The organism is Croceicoccus sp. Ery5, assembly GCF_020985325.1.
Taxonomy (GTDB): domain Bacteria; phylum Pseudomonadota; class Alphaproteobacteria; order Sphingomonadales; family Sphingomonadaceae; genus Croceicoccus.
In genome coordinates this window covers 1,187,921-1,205,659 of sequence record NZ_CP087587.1, presented here as the reverse complement: position 1 = coordinate 1,205,659, position 17,739 = coordinate 1,187,921, and the positions used below count along the sequence as shown (strand labels likewise).

General features: G+C 54.8%; 14 protein-coding genes and 1 pseudogene. 6 read left to right on the top strand and 9 right to left on the bottom strand.

Annotation, left to right across the window (positions count from 1 at the left end; translation table 11 throughout):
* The first annotated feature begins 36 nt into the window (after positions 1–36).
* A pseudogene (locus tag LOZ74_RS05695) lies at positions 37–695 on the top strand (peroxiredoxin).
* A 163-nt stretch (positions 696–858) separates the two neighbouring features.
* Here LOZ74_RS05695 and LOZ74_RS05690 read toward each other — a convergent pair.
* From LOZ74_RS05690 to LOZ74_RS18285, 5 genes are all read right to left on the bottom strand, one after another.
* Positions 859–1,437, bottom strand: coding sequence for a class I SAM-dependent methyltransferase (locus LOZ74_RS05690; RefSeq protein ID WP_224800998.1), 579 nt, complete (start codon positions 1,435–1,437; stop codon positions 859–861).
* Positions 1,438–1,445: 8 nt separating this feature from the next.
* Positions 1,446–1,808 carry a DUF3703 domain-containing protein gene (locus LOZ74_RS05685; protein WP_010412645.1) on the bottom strand — a complete coding sequence of 121 codons (363 nt, stop codon included), beginning with the start codon at positions 1,806–1,808 and terminating at the stop codon, positions 1,446–1,448.
* A gap of 177 nt (positions 1,809–1,985) precedes the next feature.
* Positions 1,986–2,714, bottom strand: coding sequence for an IS21-like element helper ATPase IstB (gene istB, locus LOZ74_RS05680; protein ID WP_230293247.1), 729 nt, complete (start codon positions 2,712–2,714; stop codon positions 1,986–1,988).
* On the bottom strand, positions 2,711–4,243 hold the full coding sequence (gene istA / locus LOZ74_RS05675; protein ID WP_230293246.1) for an IS21 family transposase: 1,533 nt from the start codon (positions 4,241–4,243) through the stop codon (positions 2,711–2,713). The genes istB and istA overlap by 4 nt, the downstream gene beginning before the upstream one ends.
* A 180-nt stretch (positions 4,244–4,423) precedes the next feature.
* Positions 4,424–4,621 carry a transcriptional regulator gene (locus LOZ74_RS18285; protein WP_370638903.1) on the bottom strand — a complete coding sequence of 66 codons (198 nt, stop codon included), beginning with the start codon at positions 4,619–4,621 and terminating at the stop codon, positions 4,424–4,426.
* Positions 4,622–4,715: 94 nt separating this feature from the next.
* On the opposite strand from LOZ74_RS18285, the gene LOZ74_RS05670 reads away from it, so the two are divergent.
* Positions 4,716–5,171, top strand: a complete 456-nt coding sequence (locus tag LOZ74_RS05670) for a helix-turn-helix domain-containing protein (protein WP_230293245.1) — start codon at positions 4,716–4,718, stop codon at positions 5,169–5,171.
* A 340-nt stretch (positions 5,172–5,511) separates the two neighbouring features.
* On the opposite strand, the gene LOZ74_RS05665 is transcribed toward LOZ74_RS05670, so the two are convergent.
* Both LOZ74_RS05665 and LOZ74_RS05660 read right to left on the bottom strand, forming a co-directional pair.
* Positions 5,512–7,005 carry an HlyD family type I secretion periplasmic adaptor subunit gene (locus LOZ74_RS05665; RefSeq protein WP_230293244.1) on the bottom strand — a complete coding sequence of 498 codons (1,494 nt, stop codon included), beginning with the start codon at positions 7,003–7,005 and terminating at the stop codon, positions 5,512–5,514.
* On the bottom strand, positions 7,002–9,152 hold the full coding sequence (locus LOZ74_RS05660) for a type I secretion system permease/ATPase (RefSeq protein ID WP_230293243.1): 2,151 nt from the start codon (positions 9,150–9,152) through the stop codon (positions 7,002–7,004). Before LOZ74_RS05660 ends, LOZ74_RS05665 begins: the two co-directional genes overlap by 4 nt.
* 251 nt (positions 9,153–9,403) lie before the next feature.
* On the opposite strand from LOZ74_RS05660, the gene LOZ74_RS05655 reads away from it, so the two are divergent.
* From LOZ74_RS05655 to LOZ74_RS05640, 4 genes are all read left to right on the top strand, one after another.
* Positions 9,404–10,267, top strand: coding sequence for a hypothetical protein (locus LOZ74_RS05655; protein ID WP_230293242.1), 864 nt, complete (start codon positions 9,404–9,406; stop codon positions 10,265–10,267).
* Entirely contained in the window at positions 10,264–10,575 is a 312-nt protein-coding gene (locus LOZ74_RS05650) for a hypothetical protein (RefSeq protein WP_230293241.1), read from the top strand. Before LOZ74_RS05655 ends, LOZ74_RS05650 begins: the two co-directional genes overlap by 4 nt.
* Before the next feature lie 53 nt (positions 10,576–10,628).
* Positions 10,629–16,070: a calcium-binding protein gene (locus LOZ74_RS18255; RefSeq protein WP_304505969.1), complete on the top strand. Its 5,442-nt coding sequence runs from the start codon at positions 10,629–10,631 to the stop codon at positions 16,068–16,070.
* Positions 16,071–16,416: 346 nt separating this feature from the next.
* A complete protein-coding gene (locus LOZ74_RS05640) occupies positions 16,417–16,803 on the top strand; it encodes a helix-turn-helix domain-containing protein (RefSeq protein ID WP_010412642.1) in 387 nt (128 codons plus the stop codon).
* 47 nt (positions 16,804–16,850) lie between these two features.
* Here LOZ74_RS05640 and LOZ74_RS05635 read toward each other — a convergent pair whose 3' ends face one another.
* The gene (locus LOZ74_RS05635; RefSeq protein WP_137678726.1) at positions 16,851–17,117 is read right to left on the bottom strand and encodes an AlpA family transcriptional regulator; all 267 of its coding nucleotides are present in this window, start codon (positions 17,115–17,117) and stop codon (positions 16,851–16,853) included.
* A gap of 1 nt (position 17,118) precedes the next feature.
* Entirely contained in the window at positions 17,119–17,580 is a 462-nt protein-coding gene (locus LOZ74_RS05630; RefSeq protein ID WP_221572381.1) for a hypothetical protein, read from the bottom strand.
* Between the last annotated feature and the right edge of the window lie 159 nt (positions 17,581–17,739).

Genomic DNA, 17,739 nt, shown 5'->3' with positions numbered 1-17,739 from the left:
CGGACACCTCCCCTCACGACAAATAGGATTATGCACATGACCCTCTCCATTGGCTCGACAGCCCCCGATTTCACAGCGGAAACGACCCAAGGCACCATCACCTTCCATGATTGGATGGGCGACAATTGGGCTATCCTGTTTTCTCATCCAAAGGCATTTACCCCGGTTTGTACGACCGAGCTGGGTTACATGGCCGGTCTCGGCGAGGAATTTGCCAAACGCGACACCAAGATTCTCGGCCTGTCGGTCGACAGCAGCCAAGACAATCGCGACTGGCTACCCGATATCGAGGCGCGGTCAGCGGCAATAAAGTCGATTACCCGGTGGTCGGCGACAGCGACCTGAAGGTGGCCAAACTCTACAATATGTTGCCCGCCGAGGAGACTGGCAGTGCGGAGCAAAGAACCGCAGCCGACAATGCTACCGTTCGCGCCGTCTATATCGTTGGCCCGGACAAAAAAATCCGTGCGATGCTACTTTATCCGATGAGCAGCGGACGCAATTTCGAAGAAGTGCTTCGATTGCTCGATTCAGTCCAGCTCACCGAAAGTAAAGGCGTGGCAACCCCGGTCAATTGGCAGAGTGGGGATGACGTCATCATTCCACCGTCTGTTTCCGATAAAGAAGCGAAAGCGCGCTTCCCGCAAGGTTTCACAACGCTGCGCCCCTATCTGCGCACGGTTAAAATCGACTGACCAGCGCAAGCGGATGTGGTGTATTTGGGCTCGAACTCAACAGGGGAACCCGCATGAAGCTAGACAAAAGCAGTCACGCAACTGCGGCTTCCGCCGCATTACGATTTGGCACCGACGAATTCGTAAGCGCATCCTGCCAGAAACTCGCGGAAATGGAGTTCGTTCAGCTCTCGGCGGGCTGGTAGCCACGGGCGGAATTCTTCGTATCGCGCGAGACGCCGAACGGTTTCGTAGCGAATATTCCGATTTCAATCAGCCATCGCGGCCAGCGCTCGGGGTGTTTCAGGCCAAGCAGGGCCATCCGGCCACCCGTCGGGAGAGCAGCCGAGGCGCGCTCGATGATCCCAGCGTAATCAGGTGGCATTTCCAGTCCAAAGGTGCTGATGACTGCGCTGGTCTCGCTCGGAAAGCGGAAGGCGGCTACGTCTGACTGCACAAATTCGACATTGCTAGCTCGCAGGCGCTTCGCTCGTCGACGGGCTTGGTCGAGCATGCCTTGCGAAAGGTCGACCAGCGTCACCTTGCCGCTTGGTCCTACTCTCTCAAGCAGAAACGCGAGGTTTGCGCCGGTGCCAGCACATAGATCGATCACATGGTCACCGGCGTTGAGTTCAAGCCGGTTAACCAGATCGCGTCGCCAGCGACCAAGACCGGCCCACCGAAACCCCGACACCAATCGGTCATAGATTCCCGCGTTCTTGTCGTAGAGACGTTCAACCTGTTCGTTGGATAGAATTGCCATGGCGCGTGCTAGCGAACCTCGTCCGAAGAGATGGTGAAAACCTCCGCGAGGTCGTCCGGGTATGGCATTGGCGCGAATGCGCTCACGTTTGCGCGTCCGGTATTGCCCCAGGGGAGCCGTCCGGTGAGATTACCAAGGGGAGCGAGCGCAAGACGTATGACCTGCCCCAGAACTTCGCGGCCATCGCGGGTTTCAACTGCATAGCCCAGCATCGTCATATGTGAACGAAGGTGCGGCCCGAAGAAGCCCTGGCCCAGAATATGTTCCCGCTCGAGCGCGGTCCAAGCCAAAGCCCGGTCACCAGACTGCCTGGCGGCACGGAAAACGCGCCGCTCAGCTTCGATAAGTTCAATAATGTCCTTCTTTGCCACAGGATTTTACTAGAGGCAGCCAACAACTAGCCCGATCATGGCCACTTGACCTGACTCGGCTTGGCCAACCCGCCCAATTGTGGCCAGGACCAGCCCTGGCGAAGCCAAAATGCCTGCCAAAAACGTTGGGGTCTGTGCTGGAACAAAATGGGGCGGTTGAACCCGCCCCATCACCGGCTATTTTCTTTCGCGCAGCGACGGCCCGCGCAATTGAAGGCGCCAGGCACGCTGGCTCATACGGTCGAGAATTGCATCGGCAAGATGCGGCGAGTCCAGATAGGCATGCCACTCTGAGGGTTCGAGTTGTCCGGCAACCATCGTGGCACCGCTATTGCTCCGCCCATCGAGAAGTTCGTTTAGATCCTCTTTGGCCTGCTCATTGATCGGTGCAATCCCAAAATCATCAAGGATCAAAAGTGATACTCGTACCAAAGCGGCGCGAAGTTTGGACAACGAACCGTCGAGGTGGGCGAGGCGCATTTCTTCAAGCATCGGATTTGTCCGAACATAACGGACCGACAAACCCCGGTTAATTGCGGCAACCCCCAAGCTGCAGGCAAGCCAGGTCTTTCCCGTCCCCGTTGCCCCAGAGATCAAAAGGTTGTCCGCATTCCGTATCCATTCACAGGCGATAAGCTCCGCGATCTGGGCCTTGTCGAGAGCACGCTCTCCTCCAAACAGTATCCGAGACGGGTCAGCGGCGGTATGTTTAAATTTCGCCTGACGGAATAGGCGCTGGCGGCTTCTTACCTGACGTTCGTGATGTTCGCCAGCGAGCAGATGCTGAAGCCGATCGATAAAGGCCATATCTCCAAAGGCCGGAGATAGCGCCTGCTGATCCAGTGATGCCAGCATTCCCTCGAGGCGCAAAGCACGTAAGGTTTCCCGAACCGATTCCATGCTCATAACGACGAACCCTTTTTGCCGTAGTAGTCGGCGCCGCGCACATTGCTGCGTGCCACAATCCCGGTTCCGTCAATTTGCTGAGGTAAAGTAGTTTCAATACCGCGTATCAGGGCATTTTCGACATGCTTGAAGCGCAAGTCACCGAGATCGACAGCGCGTTGGCAAGCCATTTCGAATCGGCGACGTGTAAAGCGACGCGGCAAGCTCTTAATCCATTCGGTTCTTTGCTTGCGAAGGTGCGCGGGCAGCGGGCTGGATATGTCTGCGGCAGCCAGAGTTCTGACCGCCTCAGCGTACGTCTCTGCCCATTCCAAGATGTCTTCGGTCGCCGCCAAGCGATGGTGTTGTGGCCTGTGTTCGGGCAGAGTGGAGGTTCTACCGGTACCGTGAAGGCGGGGGTGAGTAGCGATGCTTTTGGACTTTAAAGAGATATGAACGGTTTGGCTTTCGACGGTCAGGCTAACGGTTTCGCCGGTGTAAATGTGCGGTACCGAATAATAGCAGCCCCTAAAGATAACGTGGTAATCCCTACCCACCAGCGCTTCAGCCCGAGTTTCGATAGGCAGGTAGGGTTCAGGTGGTAGGGGCTGAAGGTGCGCGCGCTCCTCGGCTTCGAATAGGCTTCGTCGACTATGTCCGTTGGCGCGGCGGAGAGGTTTTTCATTTATCTTCTCAACGATATCTGAGAGAGTAAGACGTAGTTCCGTCAGTGATGGCACAGGCCTGTTGTGGAACCGCAATCGCAATGCGCGCTGAACAAGTTTTACACTATTCTCCACCGCCGATTTATCCTGCGGATGATTGGGCCTCGCCGGGCTGATACCGATGCCATAGTGATCAGCGAAACTTTGATATTCGGCATTGATACGCGGTGGTCCGAAGCGTGGCCGAGACAACACGGCGGCTTTCAAATTATCCGGCACCAGGACAAGGGGCGAGCCTCCGATATTTTGAATTGCAGCGATATTCGCATCGATATGGTCGTTGGTTTTTTCCGATCGCGCAATCACTGCATAGACCAGCCGAGAGAACGGCAAGGTCGCAACAAATAATTTGAAAGAGACGGGAGATATCGATCCGTGATCGCAGGCCTTCGGAGTGTATCCGGCATAATCGGTTTGCAAGGCATAACCGGGTGCATGGTCAATTCGCATGACGGGATCCAGTGCTCGCAAATAGATTGCAAATCGGCGGCAGTATTCGCGATAGGACATGGTGCGGCCATTTCCCGCATTTTGAACATAGCGTTCATGCATTTCGAGCCTGGTGAACCCCGTGCGGATCAAGTTGTGGTCCTTGCTCCAGTCCGGTTCCACAAATCGTTTGGCGGGGCGTCGCGCTGGATAGAATAGTGCTTCGAGCTCAGCGTCTCCAAGATTGTCGATCTGGTCAGCTGTAATTCTCTGCTGTTCGATGATTCTGGATGCTCTGCGAACGGTATGATGCGACATGTTCCGCTGCACCGCGATGGCGTTGCACGACAATTTTCCTCGCACGAGTTGTCGAAGCATGGCACGATAATTCTTCATCAATCTGGCTCCACTCTGCGCGTCAACGCGCGCACGACAAACCCTCCGTTCTAAAAACGGAAGTTGATTTTGCGGATTTTCGGGAGCAGAATGATGTTGCTGTGATCATTCACACGAAGGCCTCGCTCCCCACGAGTGGGGCCTTCGCTTATCCCGATCTGGAATCTTTCATCGATCAGATCATGCGGATTCTCCCTTTGCTCCCAGTACATACCGCTCGGGCCAAAGCTTGGCCGGCTCGGTTCCAATTTCGTGCGCGATAGCCGCCTCGATACGACGTGATCGCCTGTGACCGCGACTGACTCCGCATAGCGTGGATGGTGCGACATCAAGACTTCGTGCAACATCGCTGAGCGTTCTGCCTTTCAGAGACAGCATGGCCTTAATCATCGTATGACGGGCATCTTGCACGGAGCGACTCCTCAAGGGTCAAAGGCTTGACGAATAATTTCCCACATGAGAACTTGAGTCAATGATCGACATAGACCAAATTGCCGAAATTCCTCGCGATCTGACTGGCGTCTCGGAGCGGCTTCGCCTTGCAAGGGAACATGCTTGCTTGAGTCAGGAACTGTTCGCCGAACGCCTTGGCTATACCCGACGACAGGTGAATTCCTGGGAGAATGGTGCGAGCGCACCGCCCATCTGGGCCCTCATGGGCGTGCGGATCCTATGTGATATCGATCCAGAATGGGTATTATTTGGCCCAGGCAAGAATCCAGTGCGCGACTTTTCGATTCCAGATGTTGATCGATTGCCGCGTCTCATCAAAGAAGTGGAGAAGATGGCCAGATCGGCGGCAATAGAGTTGCCCCACGCCGCCATTATCAACTTGGCTCAGCTTATAGCCCGCGAAGCACCAGAAGCGGAGAAGAAAGCCAAGAGGCAGGTAGCAGCCACTCTTCGTGCGATCGTCGTGAACGAATAGGCTGATGCGGCGAGAATCGCAGCCCACTGATGAATTTTCGCGCGAACTGTTTCAGCAAGCCGACTTCATCGCAAGCCGCAAGCCGAGGCGGGCACGGTGGCGGATCATCCGCGTACTCGCCTTGTTGACTTGCATTCTGTGGCTGTGCGCGCCGGCGGCGCTCATTTGCGGAAACCTGACCATTTACGCAATCTGTCTGGCCGTCGGCTTTGTGCCAGCGGTAATGGCCGTTTCCATGGGTTTGTGCAGGCGGTTTTGGAAACGATGAGCTGTCAGTCCTCTTGCTTCAAGCCTCTGGTATCGAATTGTTGTCCTTGCGAACCATCAAAAGTATCTGGCATCACCGTTCTCGTCCTGCTTCATCCAAGGCCTTGCGAATAGGCGACACGATATACTGTATAATCCGCCGGCGCCCGGTCTTAATTTCCGCCTGAACAGCCATTCCTGGCTGCAGGCGGCCACATAGGGGCGCGCGTTCCAGATTACCGGGTGAACAGGACAGGCGCACCCGAGCCGCGTAGACCAGTCCGGAATGTACAGGGCGTCCGTCAGAACCTTGTGCGATGGCATCGCCTTGTTGGTTCCGATCGATCGCATCGCGGCTGATCGTTTCAACTGTGCCTTCGATCAGCCCATAGTCCGTGAAGTTGAATGCCTCGAGCTTTACTGCCACGCGCTGACCGACTTTTACAAAACCAATATCCTTGTTCTGCACGAAAGCTTCGACGGCGAGACCGCCTGAACAACTCTTGCCATTAGCGATATGGCCACAAGGCACGACAACCCTCAAAGGTTGAGCTGCTTGGACCACGCCGCCCACGGTATTGACCGTCAATTGCTGGACCACCCCGTCGACAGGAGAGCGCAATTCGTGAAATTCTCTCCTGCGCGCGGCTTTGCGGAGATCTTCCGCAGCGAGCAGTGCCTTGTCATTGGCATCGGACAAATCTGTAACAGCGGTTCGTCCGAAGTTCTGGCGCAACGACTGCAAATTGGCATCGATCGTTCCGATTGCAGCCTTGGCCCTTTTCGCATTGGCGGTCTCAATGTCGATATTGCGAACATGCTCGGCGCGTGCCTGCTCATATTCAAGCAGCCTCAGACGTGAATAATAGCCTTTTTCCGCCAGTTCTGCCCGTGCCGACATTTGGCGGTCCAGATAAGGGAGGCTTTCGCGAAGCTTTTCGACCTTAGCCTGTGCGGCCACCAGTTCGGCCTGCTTTTCGGTCCGTTGCTGCAGGAGTGAAGATCTTTCGGCTTGGTAGGCCGCGATTGCGCTCTCGACCAAGGATTGCTCGGTCCGCGCGATGTCGGAAGGCGTGCCTGCAGGCAATTGCAGACTTGCAGGCCGGCCATCGAGGTGGGAAAGCAGCGCATTATTGCGCGCCTGAAGGATCCGGGCCGATGCGAAAGCCTGCTCGCTTTGCGCTTCGCTGGCATTCGCCAGCGTCGGGTCGAGTTCGATAAGTAACTGCCCCTTACGCACTGTCTGCCCATTATGCACATGAATTGCGCGCACGGCACCGATCTCGATCGGCTGAATGATCTTCACGTTACCGGCCGGCACGGTCTTCCCCGCCGCTACGGCGACAATATCGATTTTGCCGATACTCGCCCAAAGCAGCGCCAACACGAGCATGGCACATGTAATGAGCATCAGACGCCGTAGGCCCGGGCTAGCTGGCGTCTCAATGATTTCGAGAGCGGCCGGAAGAAACTCGTACTCGTCACGTTCCTTATAGGCAGCGTCGGCAAGATTTTGAGCTTGCCAGCTTTCCCGGAGGACCCGCCAGTGCCGCGCGGCGTTCGGGAACCGATCAGCCATTGCGATCATGCCGCGCCGACCAATCCCATTTGCTTGTTGTGCAGACTGGCATAGCGGCCGCCAGCGCGAAGCAATTCAGAATGACCGCCCATCTCTGTGATTTCACCGGCCTCGATCGTGATGATCCTGTCACAGGCCCGCACCGCGGATAGCCGATGCGCAATGATCAACATGGTCCGGCCCTTGGCGATCTTGGCGAGGTTGTTCTGAATGATCTCTTCGCTCTCAGCATCGAGCGCACTTGTTGCTTCGTCGAAGATCAGGATCCGTGGATTGGTGATCAGTGCTCTGGCGATGGCGAGGCGCTGACGTTGTCCGCCTGAAAGATTGGCGCCGCGTTCTTCAATCAGCGTGTCATAGCCATGGGGCAGTGTCAGGATAAAGTCATGCGCTCCTGCGAGCTGGGCTGAGGCGATGACTCTTTCCATCGGCAATGCCGGATTGCTGAGGGCAATGTTTTCCCGCACTGATCGGTTGAAGAGAATATTTTCCTGCAGAACGACACCGATCTGCCTACGCAGCCATGCGGGATCGACGAGCGCCAGATCGGTGCCGTCGACCAGAACACGCCCCTGCTCGGGTACGTAGAGCCGCTGGACCAGTTTGGTGAGAGTCGACTTACCCGATCCCGAAGGCCCGACAATGCCGAGCATCTCACCCGGCGCGATCTCCAAGTTGATCCCACGCAACGCCTCGGGAGTATCGGGCCGATAGCGGAACCGAACCTTGTCAAACGTTATCGCACCCTTGATGGGCGGAAGGCTGGCTCTGTTTGGGTTATGTTCGGGCTCGGCGGGAACATTCAGAATGTCGCCCAGCCGATCGACAGAAATGCGAACTTGCTGGAAATCCTGCCATAACTGCGACAGCCGTACGATAGGCTGAGCCACCCTGCCTGCCAACATGTTGAAGGCAACCAGACTGCCGACCGAAAGATCTCCGGCAATGACTGCCTTGGCGCCAAAGAACAGAATGGCGACCGTCGTCAGCTTGCTGACAAGCTGGATGGCATGGCTGCCCCAATTGGCAAGAACGGTGACGTCAAAACCCGTTTTGATATAACCTGCGAACTGCTTTTCCCACTTCTCGCGCATGCGGGCTTCGACCGCCATCGCCTTGAGCGTTCCGATCCCGGTCACGGTTTCCACGAGAAATGCCTGGTTTTCCGCACCACGCTTGAACTTCTCATCGAGCCGCGCCCTCAATGGCGGTGTGATGCCCATCGAAATGGCCGCGTAGAGAGGAACCGTCAGCGCCACGATCAGTGTCAACATTGGCGAGTAGACATACATCACGGCGAAAAACACGATCGTGAAGAACAGATCGATCACCAATGTTACGGCGTTTGACGTGAGAAAGTTGCGAATGCTCTCCAGTTCGCGGACCCGCGCCACGCTATCGCCGACGCGGCGGGCCTCGAAATAGGATAGGGGAAGTGCGATCAGATGGCGGAACAACGATGCTGACAATTCGGCGTCCACGCGGTTGCTCGTGTGCGCAAACAACCAGTTGCGCAGCGCCGACAACACCGTTTCGAAGATCAGGACGCCAGCCAGTCCGATCGCAAGCACTTCGAGCGTGGTGAGCGATTGATGCGCCAGCACCTTGTCGATCACGAGCTGGAAAAAGATCGGCGTGGCAAGGCCAACCAGTTGCAGGAAAAAGCTGCCGATCAGGACATCGCGCAAAGGTTTGCGGTACTTGACCAGTGCCGGAATAAACCAGGAGATATCGAACGATCGCTTCTCGCCGGCGAGATGTTCCCGGCTTGTCATGAGCAGCATATCGATCGAGGGGCCGAGCCGCTCCTCGGCTTCCGGCTCGCTCCAGATTGTCGGTCGGCCGCCGCCCGGCAGCATGACCAGATAGCGCAGACCGTTTTCGCTCGCGTCATCAATTTTAAGCAGAATCGCTGTGCCACCATCTGCAAGAGTGACAAGAGCTGGCAACGGAAGCTTCTTCAGTTCCCCGAAGTTCGCACCACGCCTTCGCGCGATGAGACCCAGCTTCTTTGCAACGCGAAGAAGATCGTCGAATGTATAGGGCTCATCGCCTTTGCCGCGATCGTGATGAATTTGAGCAGCATCGGCGGGAATGCCGAGAAAACTGGCCAAGAGGGTGAAGCCAGTCAGCGTCGGATCGTCGACACGAGACACAGAAAAATCCTTTGAATCCCACACAGCGACCTCAACAATAAAAGCTTTTTGTGCTCAATAGGTTACGCTGCGGACACATCCACTTCGGTGATTTTGTAGAAGTGACCATTCGCTAGGCATTAGCGCCGTCGATTGGCAGAAACAAACTATATTAGTTCGCATGATTGCAAATTTATGACGATAAAATTTTTAAACTATATAGTTAATTTCAAAACGAATGGGTGATATTTCAAGAAAAGAAAACATATGGCTTGACCGATCTCAGTTTTGCAGAGATTTTTCCGGCTAACGCAAGAGGAGAGCGTTATATGGGTTGGTCGAATCTACGAGGCTGGTACCAGACCCGCCCCACTCTCCGCGCCATTGCAGCACCATTTCTCGCCTTGGCGGTAATAGGGCGATGGCTGGCGGTGTTGATTACGGTATTGACGACAATTTTCGCGCTTGCCGGGTGCGGCTATCAACATGAAACCTTCCGCTATCGGCTGACGATCGAGGTCGACACTCCACAGGGCCTGCGCCGCGGATCGAGCGTGATCGAGGTCAGCATGTCGCAGACCGGCGACGGCGCGCTGACCTTGCCGGAAGCGAGCGGCGTGCGACTGAAGATGCGTGGAGAGGCGGTGACGGTCGAGATGCCTGATGGCCAATTGCTATTCGCGCTCCTGCGCAGCAAGGATGACATCGACGCGGCCAAATTGTGGCCGTTCCAAATAGAGGCGAACCCCGGCTTCAAGGGCGAGTACGCAGGCATTCGCAACGCCCGGCATATGGAGGAACAACGCGCGCGAGGCGAATTGCCGCGCCATGTGGGCAGTGGTCATTACAGACGTTCGATCTGGCCAATGCTGGTGACGTTCGGCGATCTTTCCGATCCGACGAGCGTGGAGGAGGTCGATCCAGACAATCTGGCAGAGACATTCGGCGAAGGCATCACGCTGCGGCGGATTACCGTGGAGATGACCGACGATCCGGTGACAACCGGGATTGAGCAGCGATTGAGGTGGCTGAGCGACCCATCAGTCATGGAGAACCCCGGATGGGGGCAAATTCCAATCGAAGCGCGAAGAAAGATCATTGGCTTACATTCTGGTCAAACGGGGACAATCGAATGAACAGGGATGTGTTTCTATCGTTGTTGGCACTTGACGCGTATAATCGTGGATATGACGCAGCGGTCTTTGTTCCGACTACCGATTCATCACGACTTGGGCAGGCGACAATTGAGGGAGATGCGCTCACAGCGTTGCCCTCTGGTGTTGCGCAGAACGCAGGATTCTATGCCGTCACATATAGCTTGAACGGCGAGACAATCATTTCCTATCGTGGGACTGACAATATTGAGATTTTTAACCCAGCCTCGGACCTCTGGCGAGGTTGGGCCATCGGCGGCGGTTTCACCGAACCGGATCATGCGGGTTAGCGATCGAATTCTACGAGGCGGTGAAAGGCCGCTCGATTTCGGACGGCAACTCTGTGTCGAGCATTACGGGCAAGCCAATCGTCACCACAGGGCACTCGCTGGGGGGCGGATTGGCGGGATTTGTCAGTGCACTCGGACAAGGCGAATTCGTTGTGTTTGATCACATGCCGTTTCTGAAAGCTGCGGCGGCGCAGGCATTCAGCACCGCTCTGGATCGGGCAATCGTCGCCGCCACCACCGAGTTCGGCGCGGAGATTTCCATACCGGATCTTATACAGCTTCTCCCAGAAGGCGATCAAGGAGCCTTGGGCTCAGCCTATTTCACATTCGTCGATACGTTCATTGATAACTTGAACCTTTTGCAGCCGACACTCTTGGAAGGGCAAGCATATCACCTAGACGGTGAAGTGAATGAACTGCTCCGGTCGGGCGATGCTGAAGTGATTTTGGGCGCAACAGCTGGCAGCCTTTTGGCAGTGCTCTCAAATATTCCAACTCTTGCCGCCCCCTTGGCCGCCTACGGTATCATAGCAGGCGCGCAAACTGCCGATTTAGAATCGCAGGTTCCAAATATTCCCGTTCCGAATTTCGATATAGGGTTGGGCATCCAAGACCTTCATAGTCAAGCCCTCCTGACCACGTTGATGTTCGGTCAATATCAATGGGGTCCGGAAGAAAGTGGCGGGACAGAGTGGCAAGTTTCCATAAAACATATCGCACCGGGCCTTCTTGATGACGATATTGGCACAGCGATAGGGCTAATACAGTCCACCGAAGACGTAACTGGTACGGGCCTCGCTAATCCCGGCGATCAGATGGCAAGCATGATCGCTTACTCGTTGATCAACGAAGGGGCAAATAGCATAGCTGCCAGGCCGTTCGGCGATAGCGCGATACGATCCCTGTTTGGCGATGCTGACGATCTTGGAGCGGCCTTGGAAAATCTTCCCGCATTCGTTGATGATGATATTCTCGATGATATTGGCAAACTCGTCGCTGAATTCGCGGGCCTGCTAGCCTTCAACAAGGTGCTCCGCACTGGCGAGGCGGCAACGTCCTGGTCGGAATCATCGAATGGTATCCTGACATTCAGTGAAGATGGTTCTGGGTCGTCGCTGACGATTGACCTTACCGATCCGACATGGTCGCTTAATTCAATATTGCCCGCCCCACATGAAATTTTGTCCAGCGAAGGTCTGGCTGAGTCCATCATCGAGAAAGCCGTCGCTTCCGCTATTTCTTCTGGTGACGGGGAATTCGTTCTCGCACAACTCGAAGCATGGGTTTTGGCAGGATATCAAAGTCAAACAGCCTCCGCGTTTGACGATATCGACGGCATATCTCTTAGCTTGAGTGAAGGCACGTTCTTTAAAGCGCCGAACACCCAGCAGGGCCGCAGGCTGCTTATGGTGGGAACGGATGGTGATGATGCCGTTCAATTAGATGAAGAGGATAGTCCAGCAATACTGATAGGGGCAGGCGGGCAGGATGTCATACATGGCGCTGCGGGGGATGATGCATTCGTTGGCGGTGATGACAACGATGAACTCTCGGGCGGAGACGGCAATGACTGGTTCTTTGCCGGAGGCGGAAACAACACCGTCGATGGCGGCGCAGGTCATGATGAGGCGATATATTCGGGCCTTGGAACGACAAACATCTGGCTTGATAGCGCAAATCCAAATGGAGATTTGCGGGTCTTTGGTAGTTATCAAGACGACAGCTTATCAAACGTCGAGCATATCAAAGTAGATGCCGACACGACCTGGTTCAAGCTGAAAGGCACTCTGGGGGATGTCCAACTTACGATCGAGGCAATGAACGAAGGTGGGACGAGCAACTCATTCATTCGAGAAATTATCGATGGAAAGCAACTCAGTCACGGTATTGGCATCCGTCTCAACGATGGCAGTGGAACAAGTCAAATTTATAATACAGAATCGGGAGGAGCAATTGATCTTATTAATTTTAACACGGAAATTGTCGGAACTGATTTCGATGATGAGATATTTGATGGAAGCAATCATGAAAAAGTCATCAACGGCGGTGAAGGCAATGATAGCATCAGTGTAGAAGGTACGACTGCAAGTGCAGTGATCTTTGGAGGCGGCGGAGCGGACTCTATTACAGGTAGTAATGCAGCAGATTTCCTTATTGCAAAGATTGATTATTTTGGGTGGGATAACAACGATCAGGTGCCCACTATAAAAGGAGAGGATGGCGACGATGTAATTGTCATAAATGGCGCCTTCGATGACACCGGAATAGAGTTTTACGAAGCCAGTCCATTTGGCCGACCTTTGGATGACATATATAGTCCCATAATAGATCTAACTCCTGGCAAGGGGGACGATCTGATAAAAGTAGACATAAATAGTGCATGGATTATGTATACTTATGAGGCTGGCGATGGTCATGATGTTATTGAATTAGAGAGCTCCAGTAATCTTCGGTATGTATCGAATTTTCTCAATGCTGATCCGAACATTGAGCATGGAAACATATATCAAGCAGCTCTATCATTCGACTTCTCGAATTACACATCCGAACAAATTTCAGCTGCATTCAGCGTTACAGATCAACGCATAGTCGCAGAGAATCTGCCAAACCGGGATTTCACGCCATACTGGGAAGTCAAAGGCGATCTAACGTTTAGTTTCTCAGATGGCGGATCCATTGTAGTAAGTGGAATTACCGGCCTCTGGTCCGCCGATACGACTTCTATGGAAAGGGAGGGCACAGCATATGATGTGCCCCCATCATCAGAGATTGCATATGGATGGGGATACCCCGGCCTAGACATTCTGATTGCCACCGCAGACGATGAAGAAATTCATATAGCGATAACTCAACCAGGCGGCGTCGACGAAGAGGGAGGCGATTTCCCTGTCGATCCGCCGACTGAGAATAGCGTTTCGACCGTAGCGCCGATGACGGTCGATCAAGATATCCTGCTTGCGCCCGGCCAGCACTCGTTCGCCGGCGGAGACGGGCACGACCGCCTTATCGTCACATGGGATATGGATGCGCTCACAGCAAGTTTCGCAAACGGTCAGCTTGTTATCGAGGACCGATGGGGTCTTATCGGGCAAACAGTACTAAGCGATTTTGACGAAATCCACTCGATATCCGATAGCACCTCTTATACGCCTGAGCAGTTCGCTGCCGAGTTGGCCAATCGCCAGATTGGAGCCGGCACTAGCGAAGATGACATTCTTTACGGCACTGTCAGAAATGACCACCTCAATGGCGGGCTTGGAAATGACACGCTATTTGGCGGTGTCGGAGCTGACTTCCTGAATGGCGGAGAAGGCAACGATCATCTGACTGGCGGCGACGGAGGCGACTATCTGGATGGCGGTTCGGGTTATGATGTTGCGCATTTCGACGGTTCTTCAGACGACTTTAGAATCTATTACGGCCTATCTGGCTCGCTCGTTGTAGAAGAGCGATGGTCGGCATTCAACGGGTTCGAAGCCAACATTGATGTGCTCGAGAACATTGAAGAATTGAGTTTTCTAAATGCTCAAATAATGGTGTCAGCCATTCCGATAGGTACGGTTGGGGCCGACGCATATGTCGGCGGTTCGGGTAACGACGTATTTTACGGACGTGAAGGCGACGATGTCCTTAATGGTGGAAACGGCGACAATGATCTGTTCGGTAATGATGGGAATGACACACTAGTAACCGGTGACGGAAATGATCGGCTCGATGGCGGTGCCGGGGATGATTCGATGTCGGGCGGAAATGGCGATGATCTCTACTTCGTCGATGCCTATGGCGATACTATATTTGAGAATGTAGACGGCGGCATGGACACCGTCATGACAACGCTGGCCAACTATTCTCTGGCTTCAGGTGTGGAGGTCCTGGAATATGCAGGGAGCACGCATTTCATTGGCGTCGGCAATGCATTGGATAACACACTCCGCGGCGGGCTGGGCGACGACCATTTGGATGGCGCAGACGGCGACGATCAGCTTGAAGGCGGTGCGGGCGACGATAGCTATATCATGACGCTCGGTTACAATATTGCCAGGGATACAGCTGGCAATGACAGCTATCAGATTGGCGCTGGCGGCGGTTACATCGTCGACGACAGCGGCGACGATGCTTACACCTTTAGCGGTGAGTCCGACTTCCTTATCACCGACTATGGGGGCGCAGATTACCTGATATTTGCCGCAACTATCTTGCCTGCGGACGTTTCCGTTAGCGTGGATAATGGTGACATCTTGATTGAGATTGCGAGCACGGGGAAGACGCTCACATTAAACAGCGCACTCGGCCACGACGGCTTCATTGAAGAGTTTCACTTCGATGGCGGAACTGTGCTCAATCTGGCGCAGATACTCCAGACGCCCACCAGCGGAAGTGACGACCTGTATGGCACGTCGGGATCTGACACGATTTTTGGTGGTGCCGGCAATGACTGGATCGATGGGCTGGGCGGCAATGATATTTTGAATGGCGAGGCTGGGACCGACTACCTTACTGGCGGTGGGGGAGACGATATTTATCGCTTTGAACTCGGCGGCGGAACGGATTGGATCCAGGATTACTCGCAGTATTCCGGCACTTCACGCGGATTCGACATCGTCGAATTCGGTCCGGGAATTCTTCCTCAGGATGTAACTGTCGCCATGGCAGGTAACGGTAGCCGGCTCACGCTCTCGATTGCCGGAACTTCGGACAAGGTCATTCTCGATGACACGCTGATATCGTCAGACTATCATATCGAAGCCATTCACTTCGACAACGGCACCACTTGGAACAATGCTGATCTTCTGGCGCTCGCACAAACAGCGACGGCTGGGGCCGACACATTGTATGGCAGTCCCGTGGCCGACACCATTTGGGGATATGCCGGTGACGATGTGATCATTGGCCGCGATGGCGATGATGTCCTCGTCGGGGGGCTTGGGAACGATATTCTCGAAGGCGGATCAGGGAACGATATCTATAAATTTGATATCGGTGATGGGCAGGACATAATCTCCGACTACACTGCCTATTATGAAGCATCCTATGTCGACGCCATCGAATTCGGTGTCGGCATTGCACCCGGAGATATCATCGTCACCACCGCCAACTACGGCGATGATATTGTTCTCTCGATAGATGGTACAAGCGATCAGATCACGATAGCGAGCGCGGGTTATTCGAATGAATACGAGATCGAAGAAGTCCGCTTTGACAATGGATCTGTTTGGACCTCGCAGGACCTCTTTAATATGGCTTGGCAAACCATTGCCAGCAGCGAACTGCAGAGCAATATGACGACTATGCCACCGGAGGATTCGCTCATAGCTCCGCCTGCTCAGCAACGTAGCATGTACTTTAATTCGGGACGTACTTTAGCGACACTGCCAGATATCGATCAAGCATTAATGTTGATGCGGCAGGATATCGCATCGTTCGTGCCAGCGCGAGGTATGCTCGATGGACGCGACCGCTTGAGAGATTCCCCCATCATTGAGTGGTACGCTTGAGGTCGGCTAGCGCCATCAACGTGATCTACTGGCATTACTTCGACGGCACAGGTGAAACCGGAGCCCAAATAATTGGGTGACTGAGGGGGCCCATCGCAAAGCGATGGGTCCTTGGTTTGTGACTAAGACGGTTCCGCTAAGGCAGGACCAGCGCTGCGCTGCAATGGAAGGCTTCACGCTGGTCCTGCCTCCGTCTTCGCTGGCAGGTGCTGGCTACGCTAGGGCGAGTGACTTGGCCAGAGCGAGTCATATTGCTTGCCACCACCAATTTTACCGTTCTGCTTGCATCTTCGAATCGTCTTATGCACCTTGTAGTGGCTACAAGGTCAAGCATTGCGAGAAACCCATGAAGATTGGTGCCTTGGCGCGGAAGACCGGCACGACCGCCGAAACGATCCGCTACTACGAACGGACCGGATTGCTGGAGGAACCACCACGCACCGCCGGAAACTACCGGGACTATGGCCCGACCGAATTGGCCAGATTGCGGTTTATCCGCCGCGCACGCGACCTTGGCTTCACCATGGCGGAGGTGCGCCAATTGCTTTCTTTGTCGGATGATCCATCGCAATCGTGCGAAGCCGTGGACTCTATTGCCAGCCTCCACCTACGCGAAGTGGATCGGAAGCTTGGTGACTTGCGAAAACTGCGAACCGAACTGCGCCATATGGTCGACGACTGCCAGCACGGAGCGGTTGGCGAATGCCGGATAATCGAAGTGCTTTCCGGCTAGCGGGACAGCGCGCGTTTATTCGAGCGGTGACGGGACGCAAACCATGATCATCTCGAAATTCGGGGCGTGTTCTGACATATCTCGTCGGTGCGTTCGACAACAGAACCGATCCAGTCATCGATCTCGGCTTCGACCCAAACCGTGCAACGGGGACCGAGCGAACGCGACTTTGGAAAACGGCCTTCGCGCATCCGCTGATAGATTGCCGTTCGGCGCAGGCCCACGCGCGCCATGACCTCGGGAAGACGAATGAGCCGGTCTGGCGGTGGCTCGACAGGAACGGCTTCCGCGTCCGTTTCGAGACCAGTCGTCATTTCAGAGAGCGAAGCTTTGTTCATCCTGCCGCTCCAGTTGCGCGAGGTGATCCGACAGGAGACCGGCGGTGCGGTGCGCGGTCCCCTTTGCCCAGCGCGGTCTCACATCGAGCAGCCTTTCGCCCAGCGCTTGATCCAAAGCAGACGGCAACTCGCTTATGAAGGTTTCAAGAAATTCCAGCACGCCGCTATTCTGCCAATCCTTGCTACGCTGCGAGTACCCCGCGAGTGCCAGCATCAGGGAGGTGCGCGGCGCGTGTCCGCTCGCGTCAAGGATGGCCAGCGCCTCTGGCAGTGTGGCTGACCTTGTCCCGGCGAGGATGCGTCGGAGCGCGTCCTTGTTGATATTCGTTTGTGCGGCAATCGTCCGCCGGGACTTGCCACTTTCGTCCACGGCATGGTCGAGGAAAGCGGCGACTCCTCGCGATAGTTCTTCCCATTTGTCGTTTGTGTTTCGCGCCATTGTTCCTGCTTCCGGTGATCTTCAGCGAATCACCAACAGGCTAGGCGACGCGTCAAACTGTAGGAAAGGAAAAAGAACAAATAAGGAACACGTAGGAAACTGGCTCATCGTCACACGATTTGATTCGCGCAGATTCCGGTCCCTCGATCTCAGACTTCG

Excerpts from the sequence above, each read along its gene's own strand:
- LOZ74_RS05665 (WP_230293244.1), bottom strand. The coding sequence starts at position 7,005 with ATGATCGCAATGGCTGATCGGTTCCCGAACGCCGCGCGGCACTGGCGG.
- LOZ74_RS05640 (WP_010412642.1), top strand. The coding sequence starts at position 16,417 with ATGAAGATTGGTGCCTTGGCGCGGAAGACCGGCACGACCGCCGAAACG.
- LOZ74_RS05650 (WP_230293241.1), top strand. The coding sequence starts at position 10,264 with ATGAACAGGGATGTGTTTCTATCGTTGTTGGCACTTGACGCGTATAAT.
- LOZ74_RS05635 (WP_137678726.1), bottom strand. The coding sequence starts at position 17,117 with ATGACGACTGGTCTCGAAACGGACGCGGAAGCCGTTCCTGTCGAGCCA.
- istB (WP_230293247.1), bottom strand. The coding sequence starts at position 2,714 with ATGAGCATGGAATCGGTTCGGGAAACCTTACGTGCTTTGCGCCTCGAG.
- LOZ74_RS05670 (WP_230293245.1), top strand. The coding sequence starts at position 4,716 with ATGATCGACATAGACCAAATTGCCGAAATTCCTCGCGATCTGACTGGC.
- LOZ74_RS05630 (WP_221572381.1), bottom strand. The coding sequence starts at position 17,580 with ATGGCGCGAAACACAAACGACAAATGGGAAGAACTATCGCGAGGAGTC.
- LOZ74_RS05690 (WP_224800998.1), bottom strand. The coding sequence starts at position 1,437 with ATGGCAATTCTATCCAACGAACAGGTTGAACGTCTCTACGACAAGAAC.
- istA (WP_230293246.1), bottom strand. The coding sequence starts at position 4,243 with ATGAAGAATTATCGTGCCATGCTTCGACAACTCGTGCGAGGAAAATTG.
- LOZ74_RS18285 (WP_370638903.1), bottom strand. The coding sequence starts at position 4,621 with ATGCTGTCTCTGAAAGGCAGAACGCTCAGCGATGTTGCACGAAGTCTT.